Annotated in this window: 15 protein-coding genes and 1 pseudogene; 6 read left to right on the plus strand and 10 right to left on the minus strand. The window is 75.3% G+C overall.

The genetic code is table 11. The features are described 5' to 3' along the window. Positions 1 to 3: 3 nt before the first annotated feature. The 5 genes from I4I81_RS30575 to I4I81_RS30595 form a co-directional block, all read right to left on the minus strand. On the minus strand, positions 4 to 1116 hold the full coding sequence (locus I4I81_RS30575) for an acyl-CoA dehydrogenase family protein (protein ID WP_218605365.1): 1113 nt from the start codon (positions 1114 to 1116) through the stop codon (positions 4 to 6). Positions 1117 to 1224: 108 nt separating this feature from the next. Beyond that, positions 1225 to 2103 (minus strand): ferredoxin family protein, encoded by an 879-nt coding sequence (locus I4I81_RS30580; protein ID WP_218605366.1) that lies wholly within the window; start codon positions 2101 to 2103, stop codon positions 1225 to 1227. A gap of 50 nt (positions 2104 to 2153) precedes the next feature. Beyond that, on the minus strand, positions 2154 to 3719 hold the full coding sequence (locus I4I81_RS30585; RefSeq protein ID WP_226363649.1) for an AMP-binding protein: 1566 nt from the start codon (positions 3717 to 3719) through the stop codon (positions 2154 to 2156). A gap of 107 nt (positions 3720 to 3826) precedes the next feature. Next, positions 3827 to 5785 (minus strand): ArnT family glycosyltransferase, encoded by a 1959-nt coding sequence (locus I4I81_RS30590; protein ID WP_218616496.1) that lies wholly within the window; start codon positions 5783 to 5785, stop codon positions 3827 to 3829. Next, a complete protein-coding gene (locus tag I4I81_RS30595) occupies positions 5782 to 7008 on the minus strand; it encodes a bifunctional glycosyltransferase family 2/GtrA family protein (RefSeq protein WP_218606318.1) in 1227 nt (408 codons plus the stop codon). The genes I4I81_RS30590 and I4I81_RS30595 overlap by 4 nt, the downstream gene beginning before the upstream one ends. Positions 7009 to 7854: 846 nt before the next feature. Between I4I81_RS30595 and I4I81_RS30600 the strand changes: the two genes are divergently transcribed. Continuing rightward, positions 7855 to 8043, plus strand: a complete 189-nt coding sequence (locus tag I4I81_RS30600; protein WP_218616497.1) for a hypothetical protein — start codon at positions 7855 to 7857, stop codon at positions 8041 to 8043. Between the two features lie 140 nt (positions 8044 to 8183). On the opposite strand, the pseudogene I4I81_RS30605 reads toward I4I81_RS30600, so the two are convergent. The 3 genes and pseudogenes from I4I81_RS30605 to I4I81_RS30615 all read right to left on the minus strand — a co-directional run. Further along, positions 8184 to 8585: pseudogene (locus I4I81_RS30605) on the minus strand (glycosyltransferase family 39 protein); the annotation flags it as partial. Positions 8586 to 8810: 225 nt separating this feature from the next. Then, positions 8811 to 10247: a sensor histidine kinase gene (locus I4I81_RS30610; RefSeq protein WP_218606131.1), complete on the minus strand. Its 1437-nt coding sequence runs from the start codon at positions 10245 to 10247 to the stop codon at positions 8811 to 8813. Further along, complete coding sequence (locus tag I4I81_RS30615; RefSeq protein WP_275957376.1) at positions 10244 to 10975, minus strand: response regulator transcription factor; 732 nt, start codon at positions 10973 to 10975, stop codon at positions 10244 to 10246. Before I4I81_RS30615 ends, I4I81_RS30610 begins: the two co-directional genes overlap by 4 nt. Before the next feature lie 47 nt (positions 10976 to 11022). Between I4I81_RS30615 and I4I81_RS30620 the strand changes: the two genes are divergently transcribed. The 3 genes from I4I81_RS30620 to I4I81_RS30630 all read left to right on the plus strand — a co-directional run bounded on the left by I4I81_RS30620 (position 11023) and on the right by I4I81_RS30630 (position 14025). Next, positions 11023 to 11307, plus strand: coding sequence for a hypothetical protein (locus I4I81_RS30620; RefSeq protein WP_218616498.1), 285 nt, complete (start codon positions 11023 to 11025; stop codon positions 11305 to 11307). Positions 11308 to 11404: 97 nt separating this feature from the next. Then, entirely contained in the window at positions 11405 to 12886 is a 1482-nt protein-coding gene (locus I4I81_RS30625) for a TLP1 C-terminal extension domain-containing protein (RefSeq protein ID WP_226363650.1), read from the plus strand. Then, positions 12883 to 14025: an acyl-CoA dehydrogenase family protein gene (locus tag I4I81_RS30630; RefSeq protein WP_218605379.1), complete on the plus strand. Its 1143-nt coding sequence runs from the start codon at positions 12883 to 12885 to the stop codon at positions 14023 to 14025. Before I4I81_RS30625 ends, I4I81_RS30630 begins: the two co-directional genes overlap by 4 nt. On the opposite strand, the gene I4I81_RS30635 is transcribed toward I4I81_RS30630, so the two are convergent. Together I4I81_RS30635 and I4I81_RS30640 are read right to left on the minus strand one after the other, a co-directional pair. Beyond that, positions 14022 to 14756, minus strand: coding sequence for a siderophore-interacting protein (locus I4I81_RS30635; RefSeq protein WP_218605378.1), 735 nt, complete (start codon positions 14754 to 14756; stop codon positions 14022 to 14024). The genes I4I81_RS30630 and I4I81_RS30635 overlap by 4 nt on opposite strands. 7 nt (positions 14757 to 14763) lie before the next feature. Then, the gene (locus I4I81_RS30640) at positions 14764 to 15366 is read right to left on the minus strand and encodes a TetR/AcrR family transcriptional regulator (protein WP_218605377.1); all 603 of its coding nucleotides are present in this window, start codon (positions 15364 to 15366) and stop codon (positions 14764 to 14766) included. 72 nt (positions 15367 to 15438) lie between these two features. Between I4I81_RS30640 and I4I81_RS30645 the strand changes: the two genes are divergently transcribed. Both I4I81_RS30645 and I4I81_RS30650 read left to right on the plus strand, forming a co-directional pair. Beyond that, positions 15439 to 16896, plus strand: a complete 1458-nt coding sequence (locus I4I81_RS30645) for a flavin-containing monooxygenase (protein ID WP_218605376.1) — start codon at positions 15439 to 15441, stop codon at positions 16894 to 16896. Positions 16897 to 16901: 5 nt separating this feature from the next. Then, positions 16902 to 17831 (plus strand): o-succinylbenzoate synthase, encoded by a 930-nt coding sequence (locus I4I81_RS30650; RefSeq protein ID WP_218616499.1) that lies wholly within the window; start codon positions 16902 to 16904, stop codon positions 17829 to 17831. Positions 17832 to 17841 lie beyond the last annotated feature (10 nt).

Genomic DNA, 17841 nt, shown 5'->3' on the forward strand with positions numbered 1-17841 from the left:
CGATCATGCCCGGCCGGTGAACGCGCGGAGCTGCGCGACCCGCACCCCCGCGGTCTGGGCCTGGATCAGGTGGAACGCCGCCTCGCGGGCCCAGCGTTGCTCCGGGCTGGTGCGCAGGAGCGCGCTCCCGGACCGCGCCGCGACGAGGGTGTGCGCGCCCCGCACCACCAACTCGGTGACGGCCGCGCGCACCGCCGTCCGCTCGGCCACCGGGGCCGTCGACCCGTAGGCCTCGCGGCGCAGTGCGGCGGCCCGCGGGGCCAGGTCCAGCGCGGCGTCGAGGGCTTCCGGCCGGGATGCGCCCAGGTCGGCGAGCGCCACCAGCATCGCGCGCAGGAGACCGAAGGAGGCGGGCGTCGCGTTCGCGGTGCGGGCGGCGTCGTGGGCGCGCCAGGCCACGGCGTCGATGACGGCCAGCACGTCGTCGGCGTCGACGGTCAGGCCGTCCAGCTCCAACGCGACGGTCCGGGTGCCGCCCATGACGGCGAGCGGGAGCGGCGCACCGGCGCGCAGCCCCGGCCGTTCGCGGGCCGGGAGGAGGGCGAGTACGAAGCGGTCGTCGGCGGTCGTCGCGGCGATCATGACGACGTCGAGCAGGCCCCACCCGGTGCACCAGTCGGCGGCACCGTGGAACGTCCACCCGGTGCCGGCGGGCTCGGCGCGCACCGCGGGCGGGCCGGGGCGGCGGACGTGCGCGATCGCGATGCCCGCCCGCGTCGTGGCGGCGGACAGGCGGGCGCGGTACCGGTCCGCGGCCGGCCCGGCCCGGTACCCGTCGAGGCCCGGGAGGGGCCCGCGGGACAGCGCCTGCGGGACGCGGTGCTGGGTGGTGAGGAACCAGGTGGCGCCGCAGGCCCCGGCGACCTGCTCGACCACCGCCGCGTCGACCGACTCGTCCGCCCCGTGCCCACCCTCGGCCACCGGGACGCGGGTGCTCAGGAGCCCGGCCTCCGCCAGGACGTCGAGGTGCGCCGGGTCGACGCCGTGCGCGGCGTCGTCGGCGGTGGCGGCGTGCGGGACCAGGAGGTCGGCGGCGATCCGGGCGGCCGCGACGACCGCCGGATGGCCGTCGACGCCGGGGAGGGCGAAGTGCTCGAGGACGGTCGCTGAACCCACTCTCCCGACGCTACGTCCTCACTCCGACCCCCGCCGCACGATCGCCGCGGTCCGCACGGTGTCGCCCTGTTCGGGACCGTGGAGTGCGACGCGGGCCGATCTTCGAGGTCAGGGGAGCGGGAGGACCGCGGTGGCGTGCAGCGCGACGTAGGGCAGGGCCGCGACACCGCAGGAGGCGGGGCGGTGGCCGACGCCGGGGCGCTCCGCGACCTCCACCGCCCACCGTCGGCCGGCGGGCCCGGAGACCACGACGGTGCCGGGACGGGCGAGGGGGTCAAGGGTGAGTGCGTCGGCGTCGCGCAGGCCGGTGGCGTCGCGCACGGCGAGCTCGGCGACCTGCCCGGCCGCCGACCACGTCGACCGGCCCCGGCTCAGCCCGGCCTCCATCTCGCCCAGTGCGGCGGCCTTGCGGGCGGAGATCGCGGTGGCCGCGTCCAGGCGGCCGTAGAGGTACCCGGTGGGGAGCACGAGCGCGGTGGGGGCGAAGCGGTGCCCGCCGAGGTGGCTGCACTCCCACACGTTCGGCTCCCCGACGGTGGTGACGGCGACGGCGAGCGCGCGCCCGTCGACGGCGCAGCAGCGGTCGCGGCGGCCGTGCGTGCAGACCAGCAGCAGGGGGTCGCGCACCGGTTCCCCGGGGATCGGGGTGTCGGCCCGGGGCAGCGGCACCGACGTGAGGTCGTGGGGGCCGGTGATCGTCAGCACCGTGGTGCGGGCCGCGCCGGGCACGGTGTCGGCCAGGAACACGCGCGTGGGGCCGTCGGGTCCGCGGCGGCCGGGACGGCGGATCAGCAGCGGCCGCCAGCCCGCGGCGCTGGCCCGGGCCGCGAAACCGGAGATCGACGGGTCCGGGTGGGAGGCGATGTCGCGCGGCCAGGCGCCGCGGTGCTCGAGGGCGACCCAGCGCGCGGCCTGCGGTGCGGTGCCGGCCAGCGGCTCGTCGACGGCGCGCGCGAGGACCGCGCAGCGACCCTCGCAACCCGTCATCGGGTGAAGGTACCGTAAGGGTGCCCTAACACGCCCGGGTGAACGGATGGTCAGCCCGTGAGCTCGCGGTGCACGACCTTGCCGGTCGCGTTGCGCGGCAGCTCGTCGAGGAAGACCACGTCCCGGGGCACGGCGAACCGGCTCAGCTCCGCCCTGACCCAGCCGCGCACCGCGTCCGCGTCGACCGACGTCCCGGGCTCCAGCACGACGTACGCGGCGAGCCGCTGGCCGTACTCGTCGTCGTCGACGCCCGCGACGGCCGCCTCCCGCACCTCCGCCCGCGCGACGATCAGGTCCTCCACCGGGCCGGGGTGCACGTTCTCCCCACCGCTGACGATCATGTCGTCGGCGCGGCCGGTGAGGTGCAGCCGCCCGTCGGCGTCGACCCTCCCGACGTCGCCGGTGCCCATGAGGTCCCCCGACCGCTCGACGTCGGCACCTTCGCGCGTGTAGCCCTCGAACGGCATGTCGTTGCCGACGAACACCCGGCCCTCGGTACCGGCGGGCACCTCGTCGCCGTGCTCGTCGAGGACGGCGAGCCGCGTGCCCAGCGGCGCGCGGCCCGCGGTGCCGGGTGCCGCGCGCAGGTCCCCGGGCCCGGCGATGCTGACCCAGGAGACCTCGGTGGAGCCGTAGAGGTTGTAGAGGACCTCGCCGTGGCGGTCGAGGAACGCCGTCGCGAGACCTGCGGGCAGCGCCGACCCGCTGACGGCGACGACCCGCGCCATGGCGCCCCCGGCGGGCTCGTCCATCGCGCGCTGCAGCATCACCGGGACGGCGAACACCGCGTCGCAGGTCGCGGCGATCTCCAGGAACCGGGCGGGGTCGAACTTCGCGCTCAGCACGACGGGGGAACCCAGCAGCATCGCGAGCTGCAGCGCCGCGTGTCCCCAGGTGTGCAGCAGCGGCGCCGCGATGTGCACCGGCTCGCCCGCGCGCAGCGGGATGGAGCCGAGCACGGCGGCGATGGGCGCGAGGTTGTGCGGCGGCGGGCGGCGGGCACCCTTGGGCGGGCCGGTCGTGCCGGACGTCAGCACGATGGTGTGCCCGCCGGTGGGGCGGAAGGGCAGCGGGCCGGGGCCGCCGCGCGCGATCAGGTCGGTCAGGTCGCGGACGACACGGCACGAGTCGGGCAGGTCGGTGAACTCGGCGTCGGCGAGCAGGGTGTGCACCCCGAGCTCGTCGACGACGTCGGCCCGCTGACCGGCGGACATGCCCGTGTTGAACAGCACGACGTCGGCGCCCAGCTTGCCCACGGCGATCTGCATCTCGACGGGGCCGCGGTGGTTGCGGCACAGCACGCCGACCCGCGTGCCCTCGCCGACCCCGCTCGCGGCGAGCGCCTTCGCGAGGCGGTCGGTGCGCTCGTGCAGCTCGCCGAAGGTGAGGGTGCCGTCGTCGTCGACGATCGCGGGCCGGTCGGGGTGCCGGGCCGCGCCCGCCTCGTACCCGGCCGCGACGCTCAGCCGGTAACGCACGGCCGCCGTCGCCATGCGGGCGAGCCGGTCGGGCCGCACCGGGCCGATCAACCCCGCCCGCCCGAGCTCGCGCAGCGCGCGCGCCGTGCCGACCGCCTCGTCCGCCACCGCGCGCGCGGTGCTCCACACCAGGTTCACGCCGCGATCTTCGCAGCGCGGTGGGCCGGACGCAGGGCGACCCCGCTCCGCGAGCCGGGCGGGGGCACGTCGGGCCGCCGGAGGGGGCGGCGGCCCGACGTGCCGGTTCAGCCCGCGAGGTCGTAGACGGTCTGCCCGCCCACGGTCGTCGCGGTGTAGGTGGCGGCGACCCAGGCGGCGATCTCGGAGTTCCCGCGCCCGCCGACGTCGGTGGACCCGATGAAGTACCGGATCTCGCCCGAGGCGACGTGGCCCCGGAACTCGGTGAGCGTCGGGGCGGGGTCGCTGCCGGTGAACCCGCCGATCGCCATGACCGCGGTACCCGAGGACAGCTCCAGGCCCGCCGCGCCCTGCGCGCCGACGGTCGCCGCGGCCCAGCGCGTCCCGGCGTCCTGCAGGAGCGCCACGAGCGCGGGATCGGACTCGACGGCCTCACCCGGGCCGCCGCCCATGCCCGTCCCGCCGCGCATCGCGCCGCCGCCGGGGACGGTGCCGGTCGGCGCCGTCCCCCGGGGCGCCCCGTCCGGACGGGTGCCGTCGCCGGGGAGCCCGCCGGCGGGGAGGTCCCCGCCGGGGAAGCCTCCCGGGAAGCCGCCGCCGGGGAATCCGGTCCCACCCTCGACGGTCGGCCCGGCCAGCACGATCGAGCCGGTGTGGGCGGTCGCGGCCGTCTGCACCGCGTACGCCGTGGGGCCGGCCAGCCCGGTCAGCGCGACGACCAGCACCGCGACCACCCCGGCCCGGCGTCCCGTGCGTCCCAGCAGCAGCACCGCGACGGCCACCACCGCGAGCCCGACGACGACCCAGCGCAGCCAGGGCAGGAAGTCCGGCGACCGGCCGAGCAGCACCCAGGCCCACGCCGCGGTCCCGGCGGTGACGACGGCCAGCGCGGCCCGACCCCGCCACGTCGACCGCTGCTGCCACAGCGCGTGCCCGCCGACGCCGACGAGCGCGGCGATCCCGGGGGCGAGCGCGACCGAGTAGTACTCGTGGATCGTGCCCTCCATGAAGGAGAACACCAGCCCGGTGACGACGGTCCAGCCGCCCCACAGCAGCAGCGACGCCCGCAGCGGGTCGGTGCGCGGGGCCCGGCGCGTCAGCCACAGCCCGACGACGAGCAGCGCGAGCGCGGCCGGCAGCAGCCAGGAGATCTGACCGCCGAAGTTCGAGCCGAACAGCCGTGTCAGGCCGACGGTGCCGCCGAAGCCGCCACCACCACCGATGCCGCCGCCCATGTTGCCGGAGCCGCCGAGGATCCGGCCGAGCCCGTTGTAGCCCAGGGCGAGCTCCAGCGCGCTGTTCGTCTCCGAGCCGCCGATGTAGGGACGGCTGTCGGCGGGCCACAGCTCGACGAGCGCGATCCACCAGCCCGCGCTCACCACCACAGCGACGCCCGCCAGCAGCAGCTGCCACAGGCGGCGGCGCAGGCCGGTCGGCGCGGCCACCAGGTAGACCAGCACGAACGCCGGCAGCACCAGGAAGCCCTGCAGCATCTTGGCCAGGAACGCGAACCCGATCAGCACGCCGGCGAGCACCGACCAGCGCGTACCGGCCCGCTCCACCGCGCGGACCGTCGCGTACGCCGCGCCCACCATGAGCAGCACGAGCAGCGCGTCGGGGTTGTTGAAGCGGAACATCAGGACGGCGACGGGCGTCAGCGCCATCACGGTGCCCGCGACGAGAGCGGCGCCCGGCCCGGCCACCCGGCGTACCGCCGCGTGCAGCAGCGCGACCGTGCCGACGCCCATCAGCGCCTGGGGCACGAGCATGCTCCATGTCGAGAACCCGAGGATCCGCGCGGACAGGGCCATCGCCCACAGCGATGCGGGCGGCTTGTCGACGGTGATCGCGTTCGCCGAGTCCAGCGAGCCGAACAGGAACGCCGTCCAGTCCTGCGACATCGCCTGCACGGCGGCGGCGTAGTAGCTGTTGGCCCAGCCGTTGGCGTCGAGGCCCCAGATGTGGAGCACCGCCGTCCCGACGAGCAGGATCGTCAGCGGTGCCCGCCTCCGTACGGGGGCGGGGGCGGCAGGGGCCGGAGCGGGTCGGTCGAGGGTGGCGGTCATGACACGGACTCCTTCGGGCGGAAGATCCAGGTGCGGAAGGCGACGAAGCGGAGCAGCGTCGCGAGGGCGTTGGCGGCGATGAGCACCGCCAGCTCGACGGCCGCGCTCGCACCGGGTGCGGCGGCGGAGAGCAGGGCCAGCGCGCCGGTCGTCAGTGCGAGTCCGAGACCGAACACGATCAGGCCCTGGAACTGCTGCGCAGCGGCGCCGTCGCGGCCGCGGACCCCGAACGTCAGGCGCCGGTTGGCCGCGGTGTTCGCGACGGCGGTGACGAGCAGGGCGACGAGGTTGGCCGCGTACGCCCCGAGGGGGTCGCGCAGCAGCAGGAAGACCAGCAGGTGGGCCACCGTGCTGACGACGCCGATCGCGGCGAAGCGCACCAGCTGACCGGGCATCCCGGTGGGCACGCCGGCCACCTCCAGCGAGGGGCGGGCGAGCTGGCCGCGCAGTTCGCCCAGCGGCAGCGCCCCGGTGGCGAGCGCGCGTCCGAGCCGGGCGATGCCGCGCAGGTCGGCGAGCGCGGTGGGCACGATGTCGACGCGGGAGTCGGGGTCGTCGACCCAGTCGACGGGTACCTCGTGGATCCGCAGCCCGGCGCGCTCGGCCAGCACCAGTAGCTCGGTGTCGAAGAACCACCCGCCGTCCTCGACGTGCGGCAGCAGCGCATGCGCCACGTCGGCGCGGATGGCCTTGAACCCGCACTGCGCGTCGCTGAACCGCGCGGCCAGCGCCCCGCGCAGCAGCAGGTTGTAGGACCGCGAGATGAACTCCCGCTTGGCCCCGCGGACCACCCGGGACCCGCGGCCCAGCCGGGTGCCGATCGCGAGGTCGGAGTGCCCGCTGATCAGCGGGGCGACCAGCGGCAGCAGGGCGGCGAGATCGGTCGACAGGTCGACGTCGCAGTAGGCGAGGACCTGCGCGTCCGAGGACTCCCAGACGGCGTGCAACGCCCGGCCACGGCCCTTCTCCGCCATTCGGAACACCTCGACGCCCGCCAGCTCGTCGGCGAGCCTCCGCGCGATCCGCGGGGTCGCGTCGGTGCTCGCGTTGTCGGCGATCGTGATGCGGAACGGGTAGGGCAGCTGGGCTGACAGGTGCGCGTGCAACCGCCGGACCGACGGTTCCAGCGCCGCCTCCTCGTTGTGGACGGGCACGACGAGGTCCAGCACGGGGCCGCCGGCGCGGGCCCCGGGCGGTGCGGCGGGGGCGGTCTCGACGGTCATGGCACGAGCGTGTCGATCTCCGCTGTCGGGCCCGTGTGGCCGACCTGTGCGTCGGCTGTGCGTCCCTCCCCGCCGAGTTTGCCGATCACACCCGGCGAGTTCGCCGATCAGGCCCGGTGAGTTCGCCGATCCGCTTCGGTGAGTCGGCCGATCACGCCCGGTCGGTCAGAACTCGGCACCGTCGTCGTCGGCGTCCCGCCCGTCGCGGACCCCGGTGGTAGCCGGTGAGCCGGTCGCGGATCGCCTCGGGATCGCGCCGGCGCAGCGGACCGGCGGGCCGGCGCGCTCCCCGGCACGAGCTGCGCGCCGGGGGTGCGCTGCGGCGATCCGTTGGCGTCGAGGTCGACCGGGAACGGGCCGCCCGGTGCGGCGTCGTCGGCCGGCCCTGCTGAGCCGGGACCGGGGCCGCCTGCGGAACCGGCTGTCGACGCGGGGTGGACCCGACGACGAGGTGGCCGGGATGGCGACGCGCGGTGATCCCGGGGTCGCCGGTGATGGACGAGACCGACACCACCTCGCCGCCGCTCTGCACGCGGGCCTGCGCCAGCCCGGCGCCGGTCACGAGCCGGACGTCGATGCCGTGCCGCGAGCCGCGCGACCACGAACAGCCCCATCGCCGTGACGCCGTGCCGCCGACCTCGGTTCGCCGGGCCGGCGACCGGTTCGCCTCCGCCAGGTCCTCGGCGGGCATTCCCACGCCCGTGTCGGTGATCTCGACGACGAGCGGCCCGTTGCCGGAGCGGACGACGCGCCTCCGCACCGGCGCGACCGGCGGGAGAAGTTGGTGGCGTTGTCGAGCAGTTCGGCGGGATCGGCTCGATCGAGGGCCCGATCCTCGGCGCGATCATGTTCTTCGCGCTGCAGCAGGTGCTGGAGCCGTACGGGGTCTGGTACCCGGTGGTGCTCGGCCCGGTCGCGATCGCCGCCGCCCGCTCCACCCGGCGCGGGTTGTGGGGGCCGGTGACGGGTGGGCGGGACGTGCGGTTCCTCCCGACCGGCTACCACGTGACGCTCCCGACGCCCCCACACCCATGACCCCCGCCCCTGCCCCCGATCCTGACCGACCACCCGTCCGCGAGTCGCTGTTCCCGCGTCCGCGAGTCGTCGACTTTCCGACCGCGAGTCGCGTCGCCGATGCGACACTCCACCGCGAGTCGGTTCCGTCCGCGGGTCGCGTACGCGGCGCCGACCAGCAGCAACGTCAGCAGGGCGTCGGGGTTGTCGAAGCGGAACATCAACACGGCGACGGGCGTCAGCGCGAGGGCGGCCCCCGCGAGCAGCCCCGCCCCGTGGCCCGCGGTGCGGCGCACGGCCGCGTACAGCAGACCGACCGTCGTGATGCCCATCAGGGCCTGCGGCACCAGGCTGCTCCAGCTGGACAGACCGAAGATCCGCACCGGCAGGCCCATGACCCACAGCGCCGCGCGCGTCTTGTCGACGGTGATCGCGTCGGCGGAGCCGAGGAACCAGGCGGTCCAGCTCTCACCGCCCGCCTGCGCCGCGGCGGCGTGCAACGCATTCGCCCAACCGGAGGCGGACAGGCCCCAGAGGTAGAGGGCGGCGGTCGCGGCGAGCAGGGCCGCGACGGACGCGCTCGGCCCCGGGTCGGGCGTCCCGGCCGCGAGATCGGGTCGGCCGGGCGGGCGAGGGCGGTCGTCACGATCATGGAGCCTGGCGACGCGACCTGTGTCCGCCCGGTGCCGCAGCTGTGCGCCGCCTGTGCGCGAACGGCACACTCGCCGTGCGTGGTCGGCACACTCGCCGTGCGTGGTCGGCAAACTCGCGGGGGGTGGTCGGCAGACTCAGTGGGGGAGGGTCACCGTGAACTCGGTGCGGCCGGGGCGGCTCGTCACGTCCACCGTGCCCCGGTGCGCCGCGACCACCGCGGAGACGATCGCCAGGCCCAACCCGGTGCTGCCGCTCTCCCGCGACCGCGAGCTCGATCCCCGCGCGAACCGCTCGAACACCCGCGGTGCCAGCTCGGGCGCGATCCCCGGCCCGTCGTCGACGACCGTCAGCACCACACCGCCGTCGCGCGGCGCCAGCCCGACCGACACCCGCGTCCCCGGCGGCGTGTGCGTGCGGGCGTTGGCCAGCAGGTTGTTGAGCACCTGGGCGAGCCGGGATGGGTCGCCGGTGACGGTCACCGGCTCGTCGGGCAGGTCGAGCAGCCAGCGGTGCCCCGGACCGGCGACGTGCGCGTCGTTGACGGCGTCGAGGACGAGGTGGGTGAGGTCGACCTCGACGCGCTCCAGCGGGCGGCCCGCGTCGAGGCGGGCGAGCAGCAGGAGGTCCTCGACGAGCGTGCTCATCCGCTCCGCCGACGACGAGATGCGCTGCAGCGAGTACGCCGCCTCCTCGGTCAGCTCGCCGCGGCGCGACAGCTCGGCGTACCCGCGGATCGCGGCCAGCGGGGTGCGCAGCTCGTGGCTGGCGTCGGCGACGAACTGGCGCAGCCGCAGCTCGCTCGCGTGCCGCTCCTCGAGCGCCGAACCCACGTGGTCGAGCATCCGGTTGAGCGCGGTGCCGACCTGCCCCACCTCGCTGCGCGGGTTCGTCACCGGCACGCGCTCGACGAGCTCCACCGCCCCGCTGGCCAGCGGCAGGGCGCTGACCCGCGACGCCGTGGCCGCGACCTCCTCCAGCGGCCGAAGCTCCCGGCGCACCGCGACCGCCCCGGCCACCCCCGCGCCGAGCAGGGCCACCGCGACGACGACGACCTCGATCGTCACGAGCGTCGACAGCGTCTCCTGCAGCGGCCGCTCGGACTGGCCGGTCACGACCGTCACCGTGTCGCCGTCGGCCTCGGTGCGCTCGCCGGCGACGAGCCGGTAGCTGCCCAGCTCGCCGAGCTCCGCGCTGCGGGGCCGGTCGCCGACCACGACGTCGAGCAGGGCGGAGGTGACCTCCGAGGGCACCGGCTGACTCGTCCCGCGGCGGTCGAGCACCGCGGCGCTCGTGACCCGCCCGTCGGTGATCTCGGCGACGAGCACCCCGAACGGCAGCCCCGGCCCGAACGGTGCGCCCGCGGGCAGGTCGTCGCCGTCGGGCGGGGTGCGGGCGCTGTCGTCCGGCGGCAGCCCGCGGGCGATCCCGCCCGTCGCGCGGAGGTTCTCGTCGAGCTGGTCGACGAGGATCCCGTTCAGCGACACCGTCGTGACGATCCCGATCAGGGCCCCCGTCACGGCGAGCAGGAGCAGGACGGTCGCGACCAGCCGCGCCCGCAGGGTGCCCCTCACCCGGCCGGTTTCAGGACGTACCCGGCCCCGCGCACGGTGTGGATCATCGGCTCGCGCCCGGCGTCGATCTTCTTTCGCAGGTAGGAGACGTAGAGCTCGACGACGTTGGACTGGCCGCCGAAGTCGTAGTGCCAGACGCGGTCGAGGATCTGGGCCTTGCTCAGCACGCGCTTGGGGTTGCGCATGAGGAAGCGCAGCAGCTCGAACTCGGTCGCCGTCAGCTCGACGAGCGCGTCGGCGCGGCGGACCTCGTGGCTGTCCTCGTCGAGCGTGAGGTCGCCGACGACCAGCTCCGTGCCCTGGCGCACCGCGGCCATCCCCGAGCGGCGCAGCAGCCCGCGCAGCCGCGCGACCAGCTCCTCGATGCTGAACGGCTTGGTGACGTAGTCGTCGCCGCCCGCGGTCAGGCCGGCGACGCGGTCCTCGACGGCGTCGCGGGCGGTGAGGAACAGGACCGGCACCTCCGGGGTGTCGGCGCGCATGCGGCGCAGCACCTCGAGGCCGTCGAAGTCGGGGAGCATCACGTCGAGGACGACCGCGTCGGGCCGGAACTCGCGCGCCCCGCGCACCGCGGACGAGCCGTCGGCCGCCGTGCGGACCTCCCAGCCCTCGTAGCGCAGGGCCATGGACAGCAGCTCGGCCAGCGTGGACTCGTCGTCGACGACGAGCACGCGGATCGCGCCGCCGTCGGCGCGGCGCAGCGGCACCTGCTCGTTCATCGTCGACATGCTAGTGACCCTCGCGCGCGGAGCTGTCCCGTCGCTGGGAGAGACCTGTGCGCCTGCTGTGGAACCGGACGGCTCCCGATTCCGTGCACGTCGGCATGTTCACCGCCGACGCCATCGCGTTCCTGTCCGAGATCGCCGACGACAGCACCCCGGGTTCTTCGCCGCCCACCGCGACCGCCACACCGCCGCGCTCGCCACCCCGATGCGGGGAGACGTGGCGCGCGGCCGGCCCGGTGCTGCGCTGGCTCGACCACCACGTCGGGCGCGGCCGACCCGGTCGTACCCCGCCCCCGCCCGGAGCCGCCCGCCGCCGGGCGATCGCCGCCGGGTGATCACCGGGGGTGGTCCGCAGGTGCCACCGGCGACACCCGGGGGCCACTCCTGGCGATCATGGCCCGGGGCCCCGGCGGCGTCTGTAGCGTCGCCGTCGTGACGTCAGACGAACGGCGGCCGGTGCTGGTCGGGGTCGGGCAGGTCCGAGGCAACCGGGAGCGGACGGTCGAGGGGGCGCGCGAGCCCTTCCCCCTGATCCTCGACGCCGTGCGCGCGGCGGCGACCGACGGCGGCATCGACCTCACGACCCTCGACGCGGTCTGTACCGTGCACGTCGCGAGCTGGGCCTACGACGACCTCGCCGCCCGCGTCGCCCGCGAGATCGGGGCGACGCCGCGGCACACCCTCGACACGGGGGTCGGTGGCCAGCGCCCCGCCGAGCTGCTGGAGCAGGCGGCGGCGCGGATCGCGGCGGGTGACTCGCGGGTCGCGCTGATCGTCGGCGGCGAGGCGCAGGCGTCGGTGCAGGCGCTGTGGCGCAACGGGATCGACCCCGCGGAGCGCTGGAGCGCCACGCCCGGCGGGCCGCCGTCGTTCGAGGAGACCGGGCTGCGCAGCGACGCCATGACCCGCACCGGGCTCGTGCTGCCGACGCGCGTCTACCCGCTGTTCGAGAACGCGCTGCGCGCCGCCCGCGGGGAGAGCCCGGAGCGGGCCGCGCGGGCCTCCGCGGAGCTGTACGCGGCGTTCTCGCAGGTCGCGGCGACGAACCCGGCCGCGTGGAACCCCGAGCCGCGCTCCGCCGACGAGATCGCCACCGTCGGACCCGGCAACCGGATGGTGTGCGAGCCGTACCCGCTCTCGCTCAACGCGATGCCGATGGTCGACCAGGCCGCCGCGGTCGTCGTCACCTCGCTGGCCGCGGCCCGCGAGGCGGGCGTGCCGGAGGACCGGATCGTGCACGTGTGGGGCGGGGCGGGCGCCCACGACGCCGCCGACGCACTCGCCCGGCCGAGCTTCGCGGCGTCGGCCGCACTGTCCGACGTCCTCGACCGCACCCTCGCCGCGACGGGCCTGAGCGCCGCCGACCTCGACGTCATCGACGTCTACAGCTGCTTCCCCGTCGTCCCGAAGCTGGTCGGGGAGCACCTGGGGATCGCGCCGCCGGTCGGGGTCACGGGCGGGCACTCGGCGTTCGGCGGGCCGCTGTCGAGCTACACGCTGCACGCGCTGGTGGCCGTCACCGAGCACCTGCGTAGGGAGCGCGGCACCGCGCTGGTGCACGGCAACGGCGGCTACCTCACCCACGAGCACGCGCTCGTCGTCAGCACGACACCCCACGACTACGTCGGCGATCCCGAGTCCCGGGACACCGCGGGGCCGGGGCCCGCGGTGCGAGAGCGCGTCGACGGCGAGGAGGTGACGGTGGAGACCGCCACCGTCGAGCACGGCCGCGACGGCACCCCGGCGCAGGGCTTCCTGGTGGCGCGCACCGCGGAGGGGGCGCGGTACTGCGCATCCACCGTCCCCGGGGACGTCGCGAGCGCACGGGCGCTGTCGCTGGGGCTGGGCGAGACGGTCGGGCGGAGGGTCCGCGCGACGACGACGGGCGAGCACGTGGTGGTGGAGACGACATGACCGATCCCTGGCGCACCGACGAGCGGAACGCGCTGCGGGCGCTCGTCGCCGACTTCACGACCCGCGAGATCGTGCCGCACCTGGCCGACTGGGAGCGCGACGGGGAGGTCCCGCGTGAGCTGCACCGGAAGGCCGCGGCCGTCGGGCTGCTCGGCGTCGCGCACCCGGAGGAGGTCGGCGGGGGCGGCGGCGACGCGATCGACGGCTTCCTCGTCGCGGAGCAGATCATCCTGTCCGGCGGCTCGGGCGGGCTGGTCGCGGCGCTGCTCACGCACGGGATCGCGCTGCCGCACATCATCGCGGCCGGTGACCCGGACCTGATCGACCGGTTCGCGCGCCCCACCCTGGCCGGTGAGCTGATCGGCGCGCTGGGGATCACCGAGCCCGAGGGTGGGTCCGACGTCGCCGGGATCCGTACCCGGGCGCGCCGCGAGGGCGACGAGTACGTCGTCGACGGGGCGAAGCTCTACATCACCTCCGGCGTGCGGGCCGACTTCGTGACCACCGCGGTGCGCACGGGCGGCGAGGGGCACGCGGGGGTGTCGCTGCTCGTCGTCGAGAAGGGCTCGCCGGGGTTCGCCGTCTCGCGCAAGCTCGACAAGATGGGCTGGCTCTGCTCCGACACCGCGGAGCTGTCCTACGCCGGGGTCCGCGTGCCGGTGGGGCACCTCGTCGGCGCCGAGGGCACCGGGTTCCTGCAGATCGCGCAGCAGTTCCAGAGCGAGCGCCTGTCGCTGGCCGTGCAGGCCTACGCCACCGCGCAGCGCTGCTTCGACCTCACCAGCACCTGGATCCGCGAGCGCGAGACGTTCGGGCGGCCGCTGTCCTCGCGGCAGGTCGTGCGGCACCGGATGGCCGAGACGGCCCGGCAGATCGACGTGGCGCGGGTCTACACGCAGACGGTGACGACCCGCTGGCTCGCCGGGGAGTCGATGCTCATGGAGACCGCGATGGCCAAGAACACCGCGGTGGCTGCGTGCGACCACGCCGTCTACGAGTGCGTCCAGCTCCTCGGCGGGCTCGGCTACATGCGCGAGCACGAGGTGGAGCGGCACTACCGCGACGCGCGGCTGCTGAGCATCGGCGGCGGCACCACGGAGATCATGAACGAGATCATCGTGAAGCTGCTGGGCTTCTAGCGGGCCCGCCAGTAGCCGGTGGCGTAGACGGCGCGGCGGTCGATGCCGCGGTCGTCGAGCAGGTGCTTGCGCAGGTCCTTGACGCACGCGCTCTCGCCCGAGAGCCACGCCTGCCCGCGGCCGGGCGGGAACTCCGCCGCCCGCACCGCCTCGGCCAGCGGCGCCCCGGCCGCGCGGTCACCGCGGTGCACCCAGGTGACGATGCCGGGCAGCGCCTGCTCCTCGGCCGCGTCGGCGACCTCCACGAACACGAGCGCGGGCACGCCGGGCGGGAGGGCGTCGAGCACGGTGGCGACCGCGGGGAGGGCGGTCTCGTCACCGATCACGACGTGGAAGTCGGCTCCCGCGTCGGGGTCGTAGCGCCCGCCCGGCTCGGAGACGCCGACCCAGGCGCCCGGCTGCGCCTCGGCCGCCCAGGCCGCGGCGGGCCCGTCGCCGTGCAGCACGAAGTCGACATCGAGCTCGCCCGCGCCCGCGTCGAACCGCCGCACCGTGTACGTCCGGATCGCCGGCCGGGCCTCACCCGTGGGCCACACCGGCCCGCCCGACGCGGCGCGGGGCACCGCGGGGCGCTCCTGGCCGGGCACGGGGAAGAACATCTTGATCCGGCGGTCCGGGCCGTCGCCGGGGAAGCCGGCGAGCTCGTCGCCGCCGAGCGTCACGCGGATCATCCGCGGGGTGACCCGCTCGCTGCGCCGGACCTGCAGCAGGCGGGGTGCCGTCGTGCTCATCGGAGGATCATCCCGTGCCCGGGTTCAGCGTCCCCAACCCCGTCCAGGCCAGGTCCATGAGGTACTGCGTGGCCTGCTCGCTCGTGACCGTCCGGGCACTGCCGCGCCACACGGCCAGCCGCTCGCACGCCCCCACGATCACCTGCGCCCAGCCTGCGAGCTGCTGCGGGTCGGTGCCGGGGGCCTGCACGGCGAGCAGGGCGGCGATGAAGTCGGTCTGCTGCGCGCGGATGCCTTCCAGCGCCTCGCCCGCGACCGTCGACTCGCAGTACAGCAGCGTCCACTCCGGCTCGTGGCGCTCGAGGTAGTCGAAGAACGCGCGGGTGCCGCGGCGCAGCATCTCCTCGGGGGTGTCGGCGGACGCGGCCGCGCTCGACGTGACCTCCAGCAGCTCTGCGCGCGCCCGCGAGATGCAGGCGAGCAACAGGCCGTCCTTGGAGCCGAAGTGGGTGTAGAGCACGGGCTTGGTGACGCCCACGCGCTCGGCGACGGCGTCCATCGACGCGTTCTGGAAGCCCCGTTCGCTGAACACGACGACGGCGGCGTCGAGGATCTGCTGCTCGCGCTCCGCCCGGCCGACGCGGCGACGGGGGGCTCGTGTCGTCGTCACGGGAAGACCCTACCGCAGGTAACTTACTCGTGGTAACTTACCGCCGGTAACAGTGACCCGGGAGGACGTGGGATGACCGATCAGACCGTGGACGTGGCCATCGTCGGCAGCGGGTTCGCCGGGCTCGGCGCCGCCGTGAAGCTCGCGGAGGCCGGACGCGGCGACTTCGTCATCCTGGAGAAGGGCGACAGCGTCGGCGGCACCTGGCGGGACAACACGTACCCGGGCTGCGCCTGCGACGTGCAGAGCCACCTGTACTCCTTCTCCTTCGCCCCCAACCCGAACTGGACGCGGACGTTCGCACGCCAGCCGGAGATCCGCGCGTACCTGGAGTCGGTGACCGACCGCTACGGCCTGCGCGACCGGCTGCGCTTCGGCCGCGAGGTCACCGGCCTGGAGTGGGACGGCAGCCGTTGGGCCGTGAGCAGTGCCGACGGCTCCGTCGTGCACGCGCGCGCCGTCGTGTGGGGCACCGGGCCGCTGCACCTGCCGTCGACGCCCGAGATCGAGGGCATCGAGCAGTTCCGCGGCGCCGTGTTCCACTCCTCGCGCTGGAACCACGACCACGACCTGCGCGACAAGCGCGTCGCCGTCATCGGGACGGGGGCGAGCGCGATCCAGTTCGTGCCCCACATCCAGCCCGAGGTCGCCGCGCTGACGCTGTTCCAGCGGACCGCGCCGTGGGTGCTGCCCAAGCCCGATCGCGAGATCGCCGGCCCGCTCCGCGCGCTGTACAAGGCGCTCCCGGCGGCGCAGAAGGTGCAGCGCTCCCTGGTCTACGCGCGCAACGAGATGCTCGTGGGCGGCTTCCTCAAGCCCGCCCGCATGAAGATCATCGAGGGCTTCGCGCGCGCCTACCTGGACCGCAAGTTCGCCGACCGCCCCGACCTCAAGGCCAAGCTGACGCCGGACTTCACGATCGGCTGCAAGCGCATCCTCATGTCCAACGAGTACTACTCCTCGCTCAAGCAGTCCAACGTCGACGTCGTGACCGACGGGATCACCCGCGTCACCGAGACCGGTGTCGTCACGGCCGACGGGATCGAGCACGAGGTCGACACGATCATCTTCGGCACCGGGTTCCGGGTCGGGGAGAGCCTGGCCGACGTCACCGTCACCGGGCGCGACGGCGTCAAGCTCGCCGACGAGTGGGCCTCCGGTCCGCAGGCACTGCTCGGCACGACCGTCGCCGGGTTCCCCAACCTGTTCATGATGATCGGCCCGAACACCGGCCTCGGGCACAGCTCGATGGTGTTCATGATCGAGTCGCAGACCAGCTTCATCCTCGACGCGCTGCGCCTGCTCGACGTCCACGGCGTCACCGCGATCGACACCCGCCGCGACCGCCAGGACGCCTTCAACGCCGACATCCAGAAGCGGCTGGTCGGCTCGGTGTGGAACACCGGCGGCTGCAAGTCCTGGTACCTGGACGCGGAGGGCAACAACCGCACGGTCTGGCCCGGCTACACGTTCGACTACCGGCGCCGCACCCGCAAGGTGAACCCGGCCGACCACGAACTGGTTGCATAGGGACCGTGTACGTCTACTCCCTGCCGATGACCACCCGCTTCCGCGGGATCACCGTCCGGGAGGGCCTGCTGCTCGAGGGGCCCGCGGGGTGGGGCGACTTCTGCCCCTTCCCGGAGTACGCCGACCCGGAGGCGCGCGCCTGGTTCGACGCCGCCCACGAGGCCGCGTTCGACGGCTGGCCCGCGCCGGTCCGGGACACGGTGCCGGTCAACGCGATCGTGCCGGCGGTGTCGCCGTCGGTCGCGCACGCGATGGTCGTGGCGTCGGGGTGCGGCACGGCGAAGGTGAAGGTGGCCGACGCGCCGGGGTCGCTGCCCGACGACCTCGCGCGCGTCGAGGCCGTCCGCGACGCAGTGGGGCCCGGCGGGCACGTGCGGGTCGACGCGAACGCGCGGTGGTCGGTGGACGAGGCCGTGGTGGCGATCCGCTCCCTGGACCGCGCGGCCGGGGGGCTCCAGTACGTCGAACAGCCGTGTGAGTCGCTCGCCGATCTCGCAGCGGTGCGCAGGCGGGTCGATGTGCGGATCGCCGCCGACGAGTCGATCCGCCGGGCGTCGGATCCGCTGAAGGTGGCCGTCGCGGGGGCGGCCGACGTCGTCGTGCTCAAGTGCGCGCCGCTCGGCGGGGTGCGCCGGGCGCTGGAGGTCGCGGAGGCGTGCGGGCTGCCGTGCGTGGTGTCCTCGGCGTTGGAGTCCGGGGTGGGGCTGGCCGCGGAGATCGCGCTGGCCGGGGCACTGCCGTCGCTGGAGTTCGCCTGCGGTCTGGGCACCGGCGCGCTGTTGGCGGCGGACGTCGTGCCCCCCCTCGCCCCGGTCGGCGGGCTGCTCCCGGTGCCCCGCACGCCCCCCGTCCCGATCCTCGACGAGGCACTCGCCGCCGACCCGGAGCGCACGGCGTGGTGGCTGGCCCGCCTGGCCCGGGTCCGTACCCCCTGACCCGCCGCCG

Source organism: Pseudonocardia abyssalis (assembly GCF_019263705.2).
Lineage (GTDB): Bacteria > Actinomycetota > Actinomycetes > Mycobacteriales > Pseudonocardiaceae > Pseudonocardia > Pseudonocardia abyssalis.

Excerpts from the sequence above, each read along its gene's own strand:
- I4I81_RS30580 (WP_218605366.1), bottom strand. The coding sequence starts at position 2,103 with ATGACGGGTTGCGAGGGTCGCTGCGCGGTCCTCGCGCGCGCCGTCGAC.
- I4I81_RS30590 (WP_218616496.1), bottom strand. The coding sequence starts at position 5,785 with ATGACCGCCACCCTCGACCGACCCGCTCCGGCCCCTGCCGCCCCCGCC.
- I4I81_RS30595 (WP_218606318.1), bottom strand. The coding sequence starts at position 7,008 with ATGACCGTCGAGACCGCCCCCGCCGCACCGCCCGGGGCCCGCGCCGGC.
- I4I81_RS30600 (WP_218616497.1), top strand. The coding sequence starts at position 7,855 with ATGTTCTTCGCGCTGCAGCAGGTGCTGGAGCCGTACGGGGTCTGGTAC.
- I4I81_RS30615 (WP_275957376.1), bottom strand. The coding sequence starts at position 10,975 with ATGTCGACGATGAACGAGCAGGTGCCGCTGCGCCGCGCCGACGGCGGC.
- I4I81_RS30630 (WP_218605379.1), top strand. The coding sequence starts at position 12,883 with ATGACCGATCCCTGGCGCACCGACGAGCGGAACGCGCTGCGGGCGCTC.
- I4I81_RS30635 (WP_218605378.1), bottom strand. The coding sequence starts at position 14,756 with ATGAGCACGACGGCACCCCGCCTGCTGCAGGTCCGGCGCAGCGAGCGG.
- I4I81_RS30645 (WP_218605376.1), top strand. The coding sequence starts at position 15,439 with ATGACCGATCAGACCGTGGACGTGGCCATCGTCGGCAGCGGGTTCGCC.